Genomic DNA, 16,612 nt, shown 5'->3' with positions numbered 1-16,612 from the left:
TGTGTGACCAAAGATTATATGTTTGGCCAAAAGACTTACTAGACACCTTCTGCCGCATTAATATGACTGGCCTAGTAATGTAATTATAGAACGGATTGAATGTATGTTCCATTGAATATTATGCCACAGTAGCTATTTTGGCCGACAAACAACAACAGATCGGTGGATAGACTTCGATAGATTCACCCAGACCGCGCACCTCCGTCAGAGACAATGTGGCCCTGGGGACACGCGGCGGTCGGATATCTGCTCTACTCGCTGTACAGCCGCAGTGTGCGTAACCAGCCGCCAACAGGCCTCACGGTCGTCGTTGTCGGATTTGGTACCCAATTTCCGGACCTTATTGACAAACCACTCGCGTGGACCGTTTCGGTTCTTCCGGCGGGGCGGTCACTCGCGCACTCACTGCTCACGGCGTCGCTCGTCATCGGTGTCGTTGTCGTTCTCGCACGACGGGCCAATCGATCGCCGTTGGCAGGGGCCTTCGGAATTGGCTACCTCTCGCACCTCGCGGCAGACGGTCTGTATCCGTTTCTCGAAGGTGAGTTTGCTTCCCTCTCGTACCTTGCGTGGCCGCTTCTTCCCCTCCCCGCCTACGAGACTGACAAGAGCATCCTCGCCCATTTTGCGGCCTTCGAGTTCGAACTGTTCGCCATGCTCGAGTTTGGATTGGTTCCACTCGCTTTCGTCGTGTGGGTCTATGACGACTACCCCGGTATCGATTTGCTACGTCGCCTCTTGACCAGGTAGTTTCTCAGTAATTTACACATAACCAACCCGAACGAGAACCGTTTTGTCCTACAAGGTGTGAGTAGTTACAAACATGGTTCAGGGTCAAACGGTCCTTATCACGGGTGGAGCAGGCTTCATTGGGAGTCATCTTGCAGACGCACTCGTTGAGGACAACGACGTCTACATCCTGGATAATCTCTCTACAGGGAAACCGTCTAACCTACCCGCGGATGTCGAACTCATCCGCGGTGACATTCAGGATACGGACGTATTCGAATCCCTCCCACAGGCCGACCTTATCTTCCATGAAGCCGCCCTCGTGAGTGTCCCCAAGTCTGTCGAGGAGCCAGCGCGTTCACACGCGATTAACATGGGCGGCACGCTCAATGTTCTTGAGTATGCCCGTGATGTCAACGCTCGTATCGTCCTTGCCTCGAGTACGGCTATCTATGGCGATGCCGACGAAATCCCAACACCGGAAGCAGAATCCAAGAAGCCCTCCTCACCCTATGGGATCGACAAGACAACTCTCGACCACTACGCACAGGTCTATCACGAGCTCTACGACCTGGAAGCAGTCCCACTTCGGTATTTCAACGTGTACGGCCCACGGCAAGCCGCAGGTGACTACAGTGGTGTTATCAGCATCTTCCTCAAGCAGGCACTCAACGATGAGCCGATTACGGTCCACGGCGATGGCTCACAAACGCGTGATTTCGTACACGTCGACGATGTCGTCCAAGCAAATCTGAAAGCCGCAACGACGGACCACGTCGGCGAGCCCTACAACGTCGGGACAGGGAGTGAAACGAGTATCCGAGAACTCGCGGAAACGATCCGCGACGTTACTGATTCGAACTCGGAAATCGTGCACACAGACGGTCGTGACGGTGACATCGAACGGAGTCTCGCAGACATCTCTAAGGCCCAATCTCAACTGGGTTACGAGCCCACTATCCTGCTATCAGAAGGGCTTGCAACACTTGTCGAACATAAGAAGTCAAATTGACACGCGGTCGGATTCTTCTGACTTGAAAAAGGGCACCTCATTTCAATCATATGGGGTAACCGACGCTGCCTCAGGGGTCGACCGTCCCAGAATTCCGGTGGTGGCACACCTTTTGTTCTTCTCTCGGTGGCAACGCTGTCCCGTGTTCGTGATTATTACAGGTAGAGAATGCCGTTCGTGAACTCGTAGTATCTCGGTGGTGCTCCTGAGTCTGCAGCGAGTGTTCCGGTTTGCGGTTCCCACTCGAGTATGGTCCCATCTGCGCAGATGGCGACGTTGTACACATGGTTTCCTGCGAAGTTGTGCGCTTGTCCAACCATATTTGTTGGTGGGAACTTACCAAACCCGCCAGTCAAGAAGTACCAGCGGAATCCAGTTGCATACTCGTCACAGTCATATCGTTCTGAATTCCCTGGAATAACCTTCGGAGAGTAGCTTGCTGCGAGTTCGCGAAAGACATCTGGCTCGAAGAGGTCATACGTGTAATCGGGATAATGGTGGAAAATCCCTTGGTTAGGGGCCTTGTAGAAATCTGAACCGAAGTAATCACGCAGATGTTTCTGTACCCACGAGACTGAGCGTCGGGTTGTTGTTATGGACTCTGATTCGGTTGGTGGCTCTTCGAGTTGTTCATCCGGCATGACCTGAATCGTCCGCTCAGGCGTGATCCAGTAGGGAATCGCACCGCTGATTGGTGTGAAACCGGCCCACTTGAGGAACGTCCGTCGGTCTGGCACCTTACTCACCACTCCGTGGGAGTCTCTGCTGGTGGACAACCCCTGATTTCGTGCCAGTCCTACCACCTACCCTCATACATAGGTGATTCGGGATGTGACTGTTTTGTTATAGCTCAGCTATCCATGTTATTGGGCTCCTGACGATTAGTCTCCCTGATAGGCAGTATAACCGTGCTCGCTCAACAGCACTACTTCGTAGCTCAAGGCCGCTTGCAGAGGACTCTGTAACTATGAGAGAACCATCACTCAGTCAGCCAACTGCGTCAGTGGGTTCAACCGAGCGAGACGGACACTCGCTGCCAGTGCACCAAAGAGGCTCATGACGACACCAACCACTGCCCCACCGAGTAAGATTTGTCTCGAAATTTGAACCAGCCCTTCGAACCCCACGATCTGCGCTGCAACGTAGTTGAGGATCGCAACCGAGGGATAGGTAAGTGCAACACCGAGACTACTCGCAATAACACCGACGACGAACAACTGAACGAGCATTATCCCAACCAACGTCGTCGTTCGAGTCCCTGTCGCTTTCAACGCCGCCAATTCCTTTCGCTGATGATACACAAGAGACAGAGACAGATTCACCGTCAGCGCTAGCCCTGCAAGCACTGCCAGGAGAACTAACACTGTCCCACTTGCAATAACCACCGCTTGGTTCTGCAGAACTGTTTGAAGTTGTTCTCGATTTGTCCGGATTTCGTATCCGGGATACTCTGCTTCAAGCTCAGTCGCTACTGTTTCTGGATTTGTCCCTGAAACGAGGTTAATGGTAATCATCGTCGCACGGTCAGACCCCGTTGTTCCAGTAATCTCTTGCAGCTCACTCAACTGCATCACGACTGTGGGCGTGCCCAAAAACTGGGTGAAGGTCTGCGAAATCCCGACGACGGTAAACTCGTTTTGTCGTGCACTCGCTAGCGTTCCGCCGATGTACAGCGTGTCACCAACAGAGACGTTGAATTGGTTTGCAATCTGTGGATCGATGACGACTTCGTAGGTCATCGGTCCTGTGTAGTTCCCCCCTGCATAGTGCACGTCACCACTCGAAAGCCCAGTCCCACGTTCGATTGAGACCGCCGTTCCACCTGTTGGTGAGCCGGTTCCGACAATGGTTTCGAAGTCAGAACCATCAGCACTCACATACACAGTCTGGAACGCGAGTGGGACAGCTGATCGAACATCCTCACGTTCTGTGATCTCATCAGACACCTCGTGGGCATTCACAACGGTATTCTCAAATCCACCGGTCTCCGGACTCAGCCGAACCGGCCCACCAGTAACCCACAAATCACGCCCAGAGGTCTCGAATTTCTCTTGACCTGTCTGGACGACACCTGCCCCAACACTTGCAAGCAACGTACTGGCGAGGACTGCGAGCGTAATCCCCAACACCGCTAATATCGTCCGCATTCGCTCGTGTCGCAGCTGTGCGAGTGCGATTCCGATTACCGCTCGAATCCGAGACAGCCCAAACATTACCCAAGCACCTCCGTCACGTCGGTTCGACGACTCAGCCAAATCGGATAGGGAGCTGCGATCAGTCCGATAAGCACTGCAACGGCGATTCCATAGACAATCAACAGTGGGTCAAACGTCGCCAACGATTCAACGCCGAACGACCGCGCTGCAAACCGGTTGAACACGACAATTGCTCCAGCACCGAGTCCAACGCCACCAATGCCACCGACCACCGAGACGGCGACTGTTTCGGTGAGTACCAACAACGCTTGTGAACGCTGTGAATATCCCACAGCCGTCAACACGGCGAGTTCTGCTCGTGAAGCCAGAATCTCCAGGCCCATCATCGTCGCAACGAACAGAACGCCGACGACAACGGCGGTTAGGAACGCCGTTAGCGCGACAGCAAGTGCAAGACTCGACGTCGATACACTCTGAGTTGACACGCCTGTCCCGGAGACAACCGTCGCCCCAGCGATTGATGCCTCCAGGTCACTTTGCACACTCGGGTCATCTGTACTCACGAGGATTTGGTCGGCGATATCCGCCTCTGTCCCCCCAGCGAGCCTCTGCAGTTCAGAGAGATGCATCACCGCAACTGGAAGTGGCCCCGCCCCCGATGAGAGACTCGCTTGGCTAACGTTCGTAACACTCAGGTTCCGAGTTGTCCCCCCGCTTCGTGCAACGATGTCGTCACCCGTCGATACGCCAAGCAACTCCGACGCTGCCTGACTAAATACAATCTCTCCGGTCCATGGTCCGCTGTACGTCCCGTTCGCATAGTAAGGGTCACCAGGTTGTAAATCTCTCAGTGGAAGCCCGCCTACAGATGGTGATTCTTCGCGTGGAATCACACCAATTGCAAGAATATACTCTGAGGTATTACCCCCCTGTGCTTGCATATTCACCACACGCAACTGAACGGGCGTAACGAAGTCGATTCGGTCATCTGCACTAAGTCGTGCTGCCGTGGTGTGAACGTCACCAAGTTGTGGGCCTCCAACAGACAGGGTCGACGACGTACCCCCGTTCGCTTCTGGGAGGACCCAGTAATCGACATTATCGCTCTCGACAGTCGACTGTGAGGCTAATCCGAGTGCGACGCCGGACACGGTTGTCATCAACATGACTGCAATCGCGACACCAGCAGCACTCAGCAACACGCGGCCCGAGGCAGCACCAGTCAGGCGACCAACGACGCGTCGAAACCCGAGTCCAATGACAGCGAGGAGTTGTCGCCACTCAGGCATCGTCGAGTCGAACTCCGTCTTGCAGTCGAATGACTCGGTCAGTGCGACTCAACGCTCGCTCATCGTGTGACGCCATCACCACGGCGCGGTCATTCGCTAACTCATCGAACAGTCCCATAATTGTCTCTCCAGTAGCGGTGTCTAACTCACCAGTCGGCTCGTCTGCAATCAAGAGATCTGGCTCTGTCGCCAGTGCTCGTGCAATCGCTACCCGCTGCTGTTCACCACCACTGAGTTCGCCGGGTTTGTGTGTCGTCCGGTCACCGAGTCCAACCTCGTCTAACAAGGCAGCTGCACGCTCGCGACGCCGTCGTTTTCCCCAGCCCTTCTCGACGAGTGGGATCGCAACGTTCGCTCGTGCAGACAGCGACGGGAGGAGATAGAAATGCTGGAATACGATGCCGATATTCTCCAACCGTAGTCGGGTCCGCTGTCGAGACGAGAGGTTACTGACGTCCGTATCGACGATCGAGAGCGATCCACTCGAGGGTGTGTCGAGCCCTGCGAGGAGATGCAGCAAGGTCGATTTTCCGCTCCCGCTCGGGCCTGCGATTCCAACGAGCTCACCACGGTGTATCTGAAGCGAGACGTTGTCCAGTGCGGTTACGGTTTGGCCTGTTCGCTTCGAGCCGAATACCGAGCGTCCCCCTCGAGTGTACGTTCGGGTGACGTTCGAACAGTCGATTAGCGGGGAATCAGCCGAACTGGAGGGCGAGGAGACAACGGCAGTATCTGACGGGGTGTTCGTCTGCATCTGTTACTAACTCAGGGATGCTACGGGAGGAACATATATGTCGGGGGTACGCTGTGGTGTCGTTTGCCGCGTGAAAAACAAAAACAAAACCGCAAAACGGGATTCGTTGACTTACTTCAGTTGCTGTTGCAGGTCGTCGCGGAAGTAGTACGCGACGAGTGCAAGTGCCAGCAGGACAAACACGACAAGTACCGGGACGAGTGCTCCGCTTCCACCGTCGCCGTCGCCCTCACCAGGGGTGACCTCACTGGGTGAGGTCTGGTCACCTGGTTCGTCGGTGCCCGTGTCTTGCTGGACGACTTCGAGCGATCCAGCACCGTTACCGTTGACAGCTAAGTCGTACGTGCCTGCTTCACCGAAGGACACATCGAAGGTGACCGTCGTCGATTCGCCAGCGTCAAGTTGCACGTCCTGCTCGTCGACGACATCACCGTTCGCCGTGAGCGTCACCGTCTGCGTGCCTGCTGCATCGCCGTTGTTGCTCACCGATGCCTCAACAGTCACCGTCTCGTCGACGGCGACCGACTCCGTCCCAAGGCTGGTACTCTCGATGTTGAAGTTCGGCTGCCCGCTCTGCTGGGCCGGTGCGGCACCAACAGCGAAGTACGAGAAGCCAGGCGTCTGGGCCTCGTACGTTCCGTTTCCGAGGTACGTGGTTTCGAGTTCCTGCCACTCGCCACCGCTGAAGCGGTACATCCGAACTTGGTCGGACGTTGCGTTGAGCTGCGTGAGTGTGCTCTCGTTGACCGTGAACTGGAACGCCCCACCAGAGACTGAGGTGTCGTTGAAGCCGCTCAGTTGGACGTCGTAGTAGGCAGCTGTCGGAACGCCCGTGTCCGGAACGTTACTGGGACGTTCTGAGAGCGTCTCGACGTTCACCTGTGCGTTCGAGACGTTCTGGCTAACACTGAAGGAGAACTGCTGCAGACCGACGCCGTTCGAGACGTTTGCACCAGTAACGACCTCAGTGACGGTCGCACCAGAGCTGACACGCGTGATGCTGATGGTGAGACGGCCGTTCTTGATCCGCTTCTCAACGTCAACGACAGGGCCAGCACCGCCACCACCACTACCGGCGTCGTTGTTGCCGTTGTTGCCGTTGTTGTCGTTATTATCGTCGTCACCGCCGCCACCACCACGTGCGAGACGGACGAGTCCAGTATTAGTCGAGACTTCGTTAGTCTGGTCACCGACGGCCATGTGGATGTAGCGGTACGAGCCGGTGTCCCAATCGTTGAGCGTCTCGACGGTGACCGTCACCGAGCCATCGTCCTCAACTGCCGTTACGGATGCGTCCAACACGACGTCGTCCGTCGCTTGGGTGTTCGGGCTCTGACGATTGGCTTGGTCGGCTGCGAACTGAATCGCGTCGCTGGCCTGCGTGGTCCCGCTAAACGTCCCGTCGTCGAACTCCGACACGTCAGTGAGGTCTGCAGGGATGTTAGCAACACCGTTGACCGATTCGACAGTGTGTTCAACCGTGACCTGATCGGACGTGATACTCCGGTCAATCTCTCCGCTGATCGTGATGTCGAAGCGCTGTGCTTGGAGTTTCCCCTCATCGTACAGCACTACGCTATGGCGGACATCGTTCTCACCCGCTAAGTTAGCCTGGATATTGAACGTAAACGATTGTCCGGGACGCTGACGTGCGTCTTGGACTCGAACACGCGATGACGTTTCTTGGACGAGCGCGCCATCCATACCGATGACGCGGACATCGTTATTGACTTCGAGGTCGCCGAAGCCGTCTCTGTCCACGTTATCGATCGAGATGCCATTGTCATTGTCAACGTCCTGAATCAGGAAGAAGGCGTACTGTCCGGACTCCTCCGCCGTGTAGGAGAACCCACTGTTCTCACCATCTCCGTCCAGTGAGACCGGACTGCTCTTCAGTGCAAACGACGCCTCGTCGTTCGCGTCTTCAGTCGTGAGCTCACTCAGGTCCGTCATGTCCATGTCCGGCAGCCCCATTCCGGTCGTCGCTTGGGGGTCGAGCCGTGCAACGAGTAGCTGGGTATCGGCGTTAGCGAAGTCACTAGTTTCGATGTTCCCGGACTGGTACGAGAACCGAAGTGTCGTACCTGCGTTATAAACACCGACTCGTCGCTTGTTCAGCGAGGCGCCGTCGATTTCGTCGGTACTTACGTCGATCGACGGGCCGGTAATTGCGTTGGCGGCATTACCGGTACTAACGCGCAGCGGGAACGCACTGCGGTCCCACACCTGAACGTCGTCCGACGCGCTGAAGAAGTCGCTGTCGTCGAGTGCTTGTGGTGCTTGTCCGTTCGTTTCTACTGACTGTAGACTCCCACTAACAGGAGCAACAGTCGAAAGTAGCAGGGCAATGACGATAAGCATCACCCCAATCCCTCTTCTTGATTGCTGTTTCATGAGCACCTCTGCTCAATCAAGACAGTTAATTCTATCGAGAGTTTCAATATACGGTATATTCGAGTGCAGAATCAAGCAACAAGAATTATACAGCGTGGCTGAAGTGGTGCAACCATGTCAGACCGTGTAGCGTTGTCTCACTTTGCCCTCCTCGTTGCGCTTTTGATTGTCGGGAGCTGTGTCGTCGGTGTTGGCACTGCACAGACACAGTACTCGCTGGATGTCGACGGTAGTCTCGATACCCCCGATAGAACCGTCACCGTCGAAGGCCAGTCGTTCGAAATCTCCGAAACGGCGCGCGTCCATCCAGGAACCCCGATTACCGTCCATACGACCGGATCCACCGACGAGTTCTACCGTATCAATCTGCGGAACAATGAGCGGGAACTCTGGGATTACCGAAATACGCTCTCCGGAACCGAGACATCGTCCTTCTCAACCGAGGAGATGCCGCCTGGCTCGTACGTCGTCTCACTCCTTGACAGTGATGGCAACGTTGTCCAGATCCAGCCCATCGTCGTCTCGGGCTATGACGTGAGCATTTCTACCGAAGATACCGTCACTGCCGGCTCCGAGACGGAGTTTACCGTTACTCTCCAGACAAACCAAAACGCGCCCCAGCTTGACTCGGTAGAGGTCATTGTTGGTGACGACGGCTCCACCGAGCGACTGACAGCGACGAAGACGGGTGGGGAGACCTACGAAGCAACGGTTACTTTCGACGAGGCAGGTGACTACCGTGTCTTCGCGACTGCACACGGGACAGACACGTACAACGGGGAAAACGAACTCATCGGGCTCAGTAATATCAATTCTGTCTCGGTGACCTCCGGTTCAAATGGTGACGGTGGTGATGTTGGGAGCACATCGACACCGACAACGGCCACGACGACGTCTTCATCGACTACGACGACAGCTACGAGCACCTCGCCGTCGAGCACGACGTCCTCGGAGTCGACAACGACTACGACGTCTTCGAAGACGACAACCACGACGTCAGCCACGACCACGCAGACATCGACTGTCTCGTCTGCGGAACCGACGACGACCCAGCAGTCTACGTCGACGGTGAGTGAGACAAACACGTCTCAGACGCCGAGCACCACGACGACGACGGCTCCGTTTGAGGGCATCCAACTGCTCTTCGTGGCGTTTGTCCTTACTGGTGCAATCTACAGAGTTCGCCAGCTCTAGTACCCAAAACCTCGCCGACGCGTCTTGCCTGTCATACGCCGTCCGATACTGTCGTCTCTTTGTGACGCCCGCGGACGTGCTATTTAAGATACTGCTGTGGGGACACGCTGTAACTGGCAATCTTGTGTACTCGCTCACTGCACGGGTAGGGGTATCGTCGTGCACCGACTGGCGTGGAGACTCTCGTGTTGGAGTTCGGAACCCAGTTTCCAGATCTCATGGATAAACCGCTCGCTGCGATTGGTGACCCGTGCCGTTCGTCATCGGGTGGCTCTCTCACATGTTCACGGATTTCGGCGTCGCGCTCTTTCGCGGTCAACACTTCGCGATGATATCTCTGGTGTGGCTGTTCCACTTTGAGACCCCGGCGTATTCGGTCCCCCCGTTCCACCAGACCTAGTGCGTCGTCCACGTTCTCGGGAACCTTGACGCACAGTGTGGGCTTGCACTCGGCACCTGTGCGTTCGAAAGCGCGCTACGCTCGTACCGGACAGTTGCAATCGTCGAAACGAAATGGCGTCCGTAGCGTTGGATCTTGCTTAGGTCTGTGCCCCACGCGCAGTCACGTTCACCCACAGATGGACTTCACGGTACGAGTTGTTCACGGTTGGCTCTGCAGGTGGCTGGCCCTTGTACAGGAGGTAGGCGACACGCATCCGCTCGCCAGTCAACTGCGGCGTGATGTTATGTTGGCGTTGCCAAGTTTCATTGTCCTGTACTCTCGTTTCGAACCGCCTGAGCTCCTGTTCTTCGAGGACCTGCGTTGAGTTGTTTTGTACCTGCACGCGTTGGAGTTCGACGACGAGCGAGTAGTTGACCGGCTCGTGTTCGTGGTTCCCGATGCCGACGTAGAGTTCTTTGCTCTCACCTCGCACGAACTCTTCAGGATAGCCGTCGGCGACGAGCTCACCGTCTTCGGACTCGGTGAGCAAGTACAACTCGGTGAACGCTTCTCCTTCTTTGGGCTCAGCAACTGCATACCCGACACTCCCGGCAGCCAGCAGGACACTCAACACGAGCACGACGTTGAGTACGGCGTCACCTCGTGAGTCCGGTTCAAATAGTTCTGTCCGTCCAGCGGCAATCCATGCCTCGTAGGGAACGCGGAACCGTTCCTCGGCAGGTAACGAACGACGACGAGACGACGCGACTGCTGCCGCAACGACGGTGAAGCCACCGACGGAGAGAACAATCGGAAGCGTCCGAATCCCCCACGGAGTGAAGTTGAGTACGAGACCGATTAGTGGGACGATAGCGATACTCGTCCCAAACGAGAGTGCAACACGCTCGAGGCCGTCGATTCCCCCCCGACTCTCCGTGACGTCATCGGGAACATCGTCACCGACGGCAAACTCTGGCGTCTTATCATCAACGGGGTCACCACGCTCCGGGAACAGTGCCGCAATGAATGCGTATCCTGGAATGAAGAGCACGAACGGCAGCCCGACGACGACTCGGAGTGGGGTGTCGTTGACACCAGGGACGAACACGGCACCGACAGTGAGGAAGACGAATGCGATAACGACCGCGAGGTCGGCTGGCAGCGTCCGAATCGCGGGTGGCAACAACAGTCGCCACGTTTCGCGGCCGGTCATACGAACGTCAAACGAGTCACCAGTAAAAAACCAGTCGGTTGAGAGTATCCGAAACCACGGCCAGTCCACTGATCGATTCAGTCGTCATCGGACGGCTGCCCGTTGGGATTGAAGAATCGCTCTGAAAGCGCGATTGCCGCAGATGCGTCACTTGCCGACGGGTCATGAGGACCGTAGGCTGCCTGTTCGTATCGCTCGGTTAGCTCGCGAAGCTCAGTGCTCTGATCACCGATCTCTGTGTGATACTGTTGATAGAACTCCCAGTGTGTCGCCGAAGGAGCGAGTTCGAGTCTCCCTTCGAATCGTCGACGGAGTGCCTCGTATGCTGCCTCGATTGCTGTCTCGGTCTTACCTCGGTCGACGTGGTCGCGCGCAAGTGTGAGTAGCGACCGTCCTGCAGTCTCTGTCGGTTCAGTTGGTTGACTCGCTGGCCCGCCGGTGGTTGGTACAGTCGCCGTTTCATCGTCTTCTGAGCGGCGAGAGTAGGCGACTCCTGATGCGACAACCAGCGTCAGAACGACGGCTCCACTAATCAGTGTGGGGAGCGAGCCGAGAGCCGCGAATAGCGAGCTGTCTTCCTCGCCGGATCCGTTATCGGAAGTAATTGGAACGGAGACCGTTGCTCGAGCAGATTCGAGATTCGTCCCACCTCCAGTGAACACTGCCCTCACAGTCACTTCCTCCGACACACCAGAGACCACGCTTTCGGGAATCTGTATCCGTGATTGATAGCCACCCTCAGGACCAGTGGTCGAGGTTCCAAGCAGTGAGCCGTTGACGAGGAACTTGATTTGTTGGTTCGAAATCGTGCTGCCATCTGCAGTCTTGAACTCTCCCGAGAGACGAACCGAGCGAGTGGAGTCCTCTTCGGCTGTGACCGAGAGCGTCGTCACCGTCTGTTCGACTTCAACTGCTTGCCGAGCCGGTGACGCAGTCACTGCACGGTCGTCTCTCTCGACTTTGACGCTGAGTTGTTGTGTCCCCGCTGAGACCGTTGCGGGAAGCGCGGTCTCCAGTTGGAACCGTCCGTCGGTGTTCGTCTGGACTGTCTCGAGTGGCGTGTTTCCGAGCGACACCAGGACCGGCATTCCCTCAACAGATGTCCCGTTCACACTCACGACTCCCGTCACCGTCATTTCCTCTCTATATGCAACGGAAGACGATGCCGACGTGATTGCAAGTGACGCATTGGTCTGGGTGACTGAGACGGTCGCCGTTGCGTTCGACCCGAGATAGACGGAGGTGTTGTTCGGGATGTACCGAATCGTGACGCTTTCTGTTGAGAGTGGGAGAGTAACCGGTCGGTAGTTGAACGAGAAGCGTCCCTCACTGTCCGTCGTTGTGGTAATGGTTTGGGAACCTGCTTCGAGTGAGATTCGCCGCTGTGTGAGCGTGCTTCCGTTTTCAGCGACGAGTCGTCCACTAACCAAGAGTGGGCTCTGGAACGAGATCTCCGAGCGGCTGACATCGATTGTGAGATCAGTTTGTGTGAACTCCGCTGCTATCACGTCCTGTTCTTGTGCAGAGACGTTCCGCTGAATGTCGTCGACTGTTTGCGTCGAGTCGCTAACGTCAATGCCTGTCTGATTCGAAACGTTCGCGAACGATTGAGTCAGACGCTGGGAATTCTGCTCTGACTGTTGTGAGAGTCGCGAGAGTTCGCGAGCTAGCTCCCGTGCACGCCGTTCGTTTCCGTTCTGCTTCGCCTCGCGGTATTCTTCGCGTGTCTCACGGAACTCCTGAACCGTATTCGTTAACTCCTGTTGAGCTTCTTGGGCGTCTTCGAACTCCTCGGCAGTCGCTTCGTTTCCAGTCTCCCCAGCGACATCGACGTATTTCTCTAGTGGACTCGAATAGTCGTCGCCTACAAGATCCCGTGCCCTGTCGTACTCCCCTTGACTCAATTGGACCGTACTCTCTCCCAACCGTTCAGCGAGGACACCAGCGAGATGCGACTCGACACCGTCGAGGTCTCCGTTCTCGTTTGTCGAATCGGGGTCTTCGTGCCTGACAGTAGTGTTGTTTTGCTGTTGGAAGAACGGTACAGTGGCGTCGCTGTCGACTGATTCCCGTACGTCTACTTCTTGGGAGGATGATGTTTGTCCGGTTGCTCCAGCGGGTACGACGACTACTGAACAGAGGAGTATGGCTACCAGGCCGAGTACTCGCAAATGAGTGGGAGCCACCGGGGTCACAGTAGTCTGGTGTAGATGAACGGATAAATATACTTTCGTCTGAGTTGACCCTTCTATTCCTGATCGGAAAGGGCACCCATGTCAGGTTGCGTTGAGGGGATGGATGCCTCAGACAGCGCGCTGACTGCCGCTCGGGTAAGAACCGTCCGGCATGCTGCACGTCTGACTCGTACTGTCGATGACTCTACTGTTGTTATTTTGGCATCATTTGCGGTTTAGTCCATCTTCTGTCGGTGCTCGGCCTGCCAGCGAACAGTAGTCACACCGAATGAAATGTCGTTACAGAGAAATTGCGCAAGTTTCAATTGGGTTCCTCGGATTTTGACTGACGATGGAGCCGACGCGCCACTACTGGGCACTCCTCGGACTTGGCGCGTTGTGCACGCTCGTCGCGCTTGTCGCCGACCGACCACTTGCCTTCGGGGGCACGGTGACGCTCGGTGCGGTGCTCCTCGTTGCACAGCGTCGAGCGGGTCGAGATTTCGTCGAGACTGACACAGCACTTACCACGGACTACTCACTGAGTCAGTCGTATGTTTCCGTCGACGACACGGTCTTCGTGACGATGACTGCAACACGGACCGCCCAGACCGAGTCTACCGTGACGGTTACCGCTCGCTTACCGGCTGCAGCGGATTCAGTTGCCGAGTCGGAACGGCAGGTTCGGCTCCCCCCAGGAACCGACAGTGCCACAGTTTCGTTTAGTCTAACCGTTCCCCTCGCTGGACGGTTTACACTCGCTGCCCCTCGCATCGAATTCACCGACGAACACGGGCTGTTCACCGAGAGTTACCAGCGGGGCCCGACGGCGACACTCACTGCCGAACCGAGAGCACCACGAAACATCCACGTCGGGCAAGGTGGCGAACAGATGCTCGCTGCCTACGGCGAACATCCAACTAACCAGACCGGGTCCGGTCTCACACCTGCAGGCCTCCGCCAGTACGTCCCCGGCGATACGCTGAACCGAATCGATTGGAAAGCGACTGCACGGCAGGGCTACCCGCACGTTCGCGAGTTCGAGCTAGAGACTGATCGAACAACTGTGCTCGTCTTCGACCACCGAGCAGCGATGGACGTCGGCCCTGACGGACAGACGATGCTAGATTTTGCACGTGAAGTCGCGCTCGGATTCGTCGGCTCGGCGGAGTCGTATGGAGACTCACTCGGATTCTACGCAGTCGGCGATTCGGGACTCACTGTCAATAGACCGCCGGGCGCGGCGACGTCGAACTACGGTTCGATTCGGAACGACCTCAATACAATCCAGCCGACGCGTCCTTCAAGTGACACTACACGCCACACGACCGATACTGCACGCCCCACAACGGCACGCCAAGCAGCTCGAAACCTCGATGCCGACACATCAGCCTTCGCTGAGCGTCTTCGTCCGTTCTTTACTGCCAGCGATGTCTACGTCGAGCGTATCGAAGGTGACCCACTCTTTGAGACGGTGCGCCGTACCCGCCTCAGGCAGTCCGGCCAGACGTGGACGATTCTCCTCACTGACGACACCGAGCGAAACAGCATCCGCGAGACGGTTCGTCTCGCATCGGAGAGTGGGAACAACGTACTCGTCTTCTTGACCCCAACAGCACTGTTCGAGAGTAGTGGGCTCTCCGACATGGACGAGATTTACCAGCGGTACGTTGATTTCGAGGAGTTCAGACGCGAACTTCACCAACTCCCGCGCGTGACGGCATTCGAGGTTGGTCCAGGCGACCATCTTGACACAGTTCTACAGCGCTCACACAGTGAGTCGGCCGCTCCGGAGGGAGTCCGATGAGCGGCACTGTCGAGAACGACGTGGACCACCGCTCCTGGTCGCTTCCAACTGGCCTCGAAGGCATCGGACTGTTCCTCACTGTCGTCGCATGGGGCGTCCTCGGTGGTCCACTCGGACTCGCCTTCGGTATCGGACTCGTAGTCGCGGTAATCGCGCTCACTCCACCGTTCGCATTCGCTGTTGGCCAAGTGCTTCTCTTGGGTGTTCTTCCCGAGGCAGCATTCCTTGAGGCTGTTGTCGCAGAAGCTGGTCTCGTCGTTCTTCTCCTGAGTGGATTTGCCTCCACACCTCGGCAGTACCGATTCTGGCTTGAGACAGTGCTTGTCATCACCCTTGTGGTTAGTATAGGCTATGCAGCAGTACTCGCTGACGTCCAACTCTGGATAATCGCCATCGTAGGCATCGGACTGTGGGCATTTGTTGGGTACGGACTCCACCGATTCGAACTCGTTCAACTTGAACTCATTACAGACGACTCATGAGCCAACAACAACCTTCCCCGGAGGACACACAGACGGACCGTTCGGCTACCGATTCAGATCTCCGTGCTGAACTCGAATTGCTCCGAGAGGAGAACCAGCGGCTCCGTGGACAGTACGTCCGCGCCCGACGCACCAGCTACCGACAGAGTGCTCTCGGACTTGTTTCGATCGGCGTCGTGTCCGCCATCGGCGCACTATTATTCCCGGCTGCGCAGACCGTGCTCTTCGCACTTGCAGGGATCGGGCTCTTCGCTGGTGTACTCACCTACTATCTCACTCCAGAGCGGTTCATCGCGGCCGACGTGGGCGAACGAATCTACGCAGCGTTGATGACGAACGAAACCGCAATCGTCCGTGAACTCGGATTGAGTGATACTCGCGTCTATATTCCCCACGAGCGTCAGACTGCTCGGCTGTTCGTCCCCCAACATTCCCAGTTCGATGTGCCGAGTGAGGGTGATCTCGAGTCGACATTCGTCGTCACTGAGAATGAACGAGAACGTGGCTTAGCACTGCGGCCGACAGGGCGAAACCTGTTCGAAGAGTTCGAACAGACTCTCTCCGGTCCACTCGGGACGACACCACATGAGCTGCGTGACCAACTAACCGACGCGCTCGTTAATGTGTTCGAAGTCGTCGAAGCGACGACCACGGATCTTGATGCAGAAGACGGGCGACTAACCGTCGCTGTAACTGATAGTGCGTACACGTTTGATGATGACGTCGACCACCCCGTCGCATCGTTCGTCGCTGTCGGATTAGCCACCGGACTCGGGACACCTATCCAGACGACGGTGACTACCGAGCCGGGGAACTCCGACGATGTTGACTTCCGGGTCACATGCCGCTGGGAGAGAGACAATTCGACATCGCCACGCGACTGACTTCTCCTGTGTGTTCACGCTCTGGGGGAAGTGACGTCAAAACAAAAATGAAATTTTTAGAGACTGTCCGCAATCCATTCATTTAATAGACAGGTCCGCAAAAACGATTTCAATGAATTTGCCCGGGCCGAGAGTTTGTGTA

Annotated in this window: 13 protein-coding genes; 6 read left to right on the top strand and 7 right to left on the bottom strand. The window is 56.4% G+C overall.

Going from position 1 to position 16,612, the window contains the following annotated elements:
* The first annotated feature begins 213 nt into the window (after positions 1-213).
* Both BLR57_RS13870 and BLR57_RS13865 read left to right on the top strand, forming a co-directional pair.
* On the top strand, positions 214-750 hold the full coding sequence (locus BLR57_RS13870) for a metal-dependent hydrolase (protein ID WP_089698533.1): 537 nt from the start codon (positions 214-216) through the stop codon (positions 748-750).
* Positions 751-823: 73 nt separating this feature from the next.
* On the top strand, positions 824-1,741 hold the full coding sequence (locus BLR57_RS13865) for an NAD-dependent epimerase/dehydratase family protein (RefSeq protein WP_089698531.1): 918 nt from the start codon (positions 824-826) through the stop codon (positions 1,739-1,741).
* Between the two features lie 155 nt (positions 1,742-1,896).
* Here BLR57_RS13865 and BLR57_RS18995 read toward each other — a convergent pair whose 3' ends face one another.
* The 5 genes from BLR57_RS18995 to BLR57_RS13845 all read right to left on the bottom strand — a co-directional run bounded on the left by BLR57_RS18995 (position 1,897) and on the right by BLR57_RS13845 (position 8,334).
* On the bottom strand, positions 1,897-2,487 hold the full coding sequence (locus BLR57_RS18995) for a hypothetical protein (RefSeq protein WP_139173355.1): 591 nt from the start codon (positions 2,485-2,487) through the stop codon (positions 1,897-1,899).
* A gap of 237 nt (positions 2,488-2,724) precedes the next feature.
* The gene (locus tag BLR57_RS13860; protein WP_244510033.1) at positions 2,725-3,888 is read right to left on the bottom strand and encodes an ABC transporter permease; all 1,164 of its coding nucleotides are present in this window, start codon (positions 3,886-3,888) and stop codon (positions 2,725-2,727) included.
* Positions 3,889-3,953: 65 nt separating this feature from the next.
* A complete protein-coding gene (locus tag BLR57_RS19735) occupies positions 3,954-4,526 on the bottom strand; it encodes an FtsX-like permease family protein (RefSeq protein ID WP_244510031.1) in 573 nt (190 codons plus the stop codon).
* A gap of 652 nt (positions 4,527-5,178) precedes the next feature.
* Positions 5,179-5,940, bottom strand: a complete 762-nt coding sequence (locus BLR57_RS13850) for an ABC transporter ATP-binding protein (protein ID WP_089698524.1) — start codon at positions 5,938-5,940, stop codon at positions 5,179-5,181.
* A 111-nt stretch (positions 5,941-6,051) separates the two neighbouring features.
* Positions 6,052-8,334 carry a PGF-pre-PGF domain-containing protein gene (locus BLR57_RS13845; RefSeq protein ID WP_089698522.1) on the bottom strand — a complete coding sequence of 761 codons (2,283 nt, stop codon included), beginning with the start codon at positions 8,332-8,334 and terminating at the stop codon, positions 6,052-6,054.
* A gap of 114 nt (positions 8,335-8,448) precedes the next feature.
* Here BLR57_RS13845 and BLR57_RS13840 point away from each other — a divergent pair, with 114 nt between their 5' ends.
* On the top strand, positions 8,449-9,528 hold the full coding sequence (locus BLR57_RS13840; protein ID WP_089698520.1) for a FixH family protein: 1,080 nt from the start codon (positions 8,449-8,451) through the stop codon (positions 9,526-9,528).
* 539 nt (positions 9,529-10,067) lie between these two features.
* Here BLR57_RS13840 and BLR57_RS13835 read toward each other — a convergent pair.
* Together BLR57_RS13835 and BLR57_RS13830 are read right to left on the bottom strand one after the other, a co-directional pair.
* A complete protein-coding gene (locus BLR57_RS13835) occupies positions 10,068-11,123 on the bottom strand; it encodes a DUF1616 domain-containing protein (RefSeq protein WP_089698518.1) in 1,056 nt (351 codons plus the stop codon).
* A gap of 77 nt (positions 11,124-11,200) precedes the next feature.
* On the bottom strand, positions 11,201-13,294 hold the full coding sequence (locus BLR57_RS13830) for a DUF4129 domain-containing protein (protein WP_139173354.1): 2,094 nt from the start codon (positions 13,292-13,294) through the stop codon (positions 11,201-11,203).
* Between the two features lie 355 nt (positions 13,295-13,649).
* On the opposite strand from BLR57_RS13830, the gene BLR57_RS13825 reads away from it, so the two are divergent.
* The 3 genes from BLR57_RS13825 to BLR57_RS13815 are packed head-to-tail and all read left to right on the top strand — an operon-like array spanning position 13,650 to position 16,470.
* The gene (locus BLR57_RS13825) at positions 13,650-15,104 is read left to right on the top strand and encodes a DUF58 domain-containing protein (RefSeq protein ID WP_089698514.1); all 1,455 of its coding nucleotides are present in this window, start codon (positions 13,650-13,652) and stop codon (positions 15,102-15,104) included.
* On the top strand, positions 15,101-15,586 hold the full coding sequence (locus tag BLR57_RS13820) for a DUF8163 family membrane protein (protein WP_089698512.1): 486 nt from the start codon (positions 15,101-15,103) through the stop codon (positions 15,584-15,586). Before BLR57_RS13825 ends, BLR57_RS13820 begins: the two co-directional genes overlap by 4 nt.
* On the top strand, positions 15,583-16,470 hold the full coding sequence (locus tag BLR57_RS13815) for a DUF7982 domain-containing protein (protein ID WP_089698510.1): 888 nt from the start codon (positions 15,583-15,585) through the stop codon (positions 16,468-16,470). The genes BLR57_RS13820 and BLR57_RS13815 overlap by 4 nt, the downstream gene beginning before the upstream one ends.
* The last annotated feature ends 142 nt before the right edge of the window (positions 16,471-16,612 follow it).

Source organism: Halogranum gelatinilyticum, from assembly GCF_900103715.1.
Taxonomy (GTDB): Archaea; Halobacteriota; Halobacteria; order Halobacteriales; family Haloferacaceae; genus Halogranum; species Halogranum gelatinilyticum.
This window is presented reverse-complemented; position numbering and strand designations above follow the sequence as displayed.

What these genes read in the sequence shown, in the direction of transcription:
- BLR57_RS19735 (WP_244510031.1), bottom strand. Translation starts at nt 4,526, where the DNA reads ATGCATCTCTCTGAACTGCAGAGGCTCGCTGGGGGGACAGAGGCGGAT.
- BLR57_RS13845 (WP_089698522.1), bottom strand. Translation starts at nt 8,334, where the DNA reads ATGAAACAGCAATCAAGAAGAGGGATTGGGGTGATGCTTATCGTCATT.
- BLR57_RS13835 (WP_089698518.1), bottom strand. Translation starts at nt 11,123, where the DNA reads ATGACCGGCCGCGAAACGTGGCGACTGTTGTTGCCACCCGCGATTCGG.
- BLR57_RS13865 (WP_089698531.1), top strand. Translation starts at nt 824, where the DNA reads ATGGTTCAGGGTCAAACGGTCCTTATCACGGGTGGAGCAGGCTTCATT.
- BLR57_RS13815 (WP_089698510.1), top strand. Translation starts at nt 15,583, where the DNA reads ATGAGCCAACAACAACCTTCCCCGGAGGACACACAGACGGACCGTTCG.
- BLR57_RS13860 (WP_244510033.1), bottom strand. Translation starts at nt 3,888, where the DNA reads ATGCGGACGATATTAGCGGTGTTGGGGATTACGCTCGCAGTCCTCGCC.
- BLR57_RS13820 (WP_089698512.1), top strand. Translation starts at nt 15,101, where the DNA reads ATGAGCGGCACTGTCGAGAACGACGTGGACCACCGCTCCTGGTCGCTT.
- BLR57_RS13870 (WP_089698533.1), top strand. Translation starts at nt 214, where the DNA reads ATGTGGCCCTGGGGACACGCGGCGGTCGGATATCTGCTCTACTCGCTG.
- BLR57_RS13825 (WP_089698514.1), top strand. Translation starts at nt 13,650, where the DNA reads ATGGAGCCGACGCGCCACTACTGGGCACTCCTCGGACTTGGCGCGTTG.
- BLR57_RS13850 (WP_089698524.1), bottom strand. Translation starts at nt 5,940, where the DNA reads ATGCAGACGAACACCCCGTCAGATACTGCCGTTGTCTCCTCGCCCTCC.
- BLR57_RS13840 (WP_089698520.1), top strand. Translation starts at nt 8,449, where the DNA reads ATGTCAGACCGTGTAGCGTTGTCTCACTTTGCCCTCCTCGTTGCGCTT.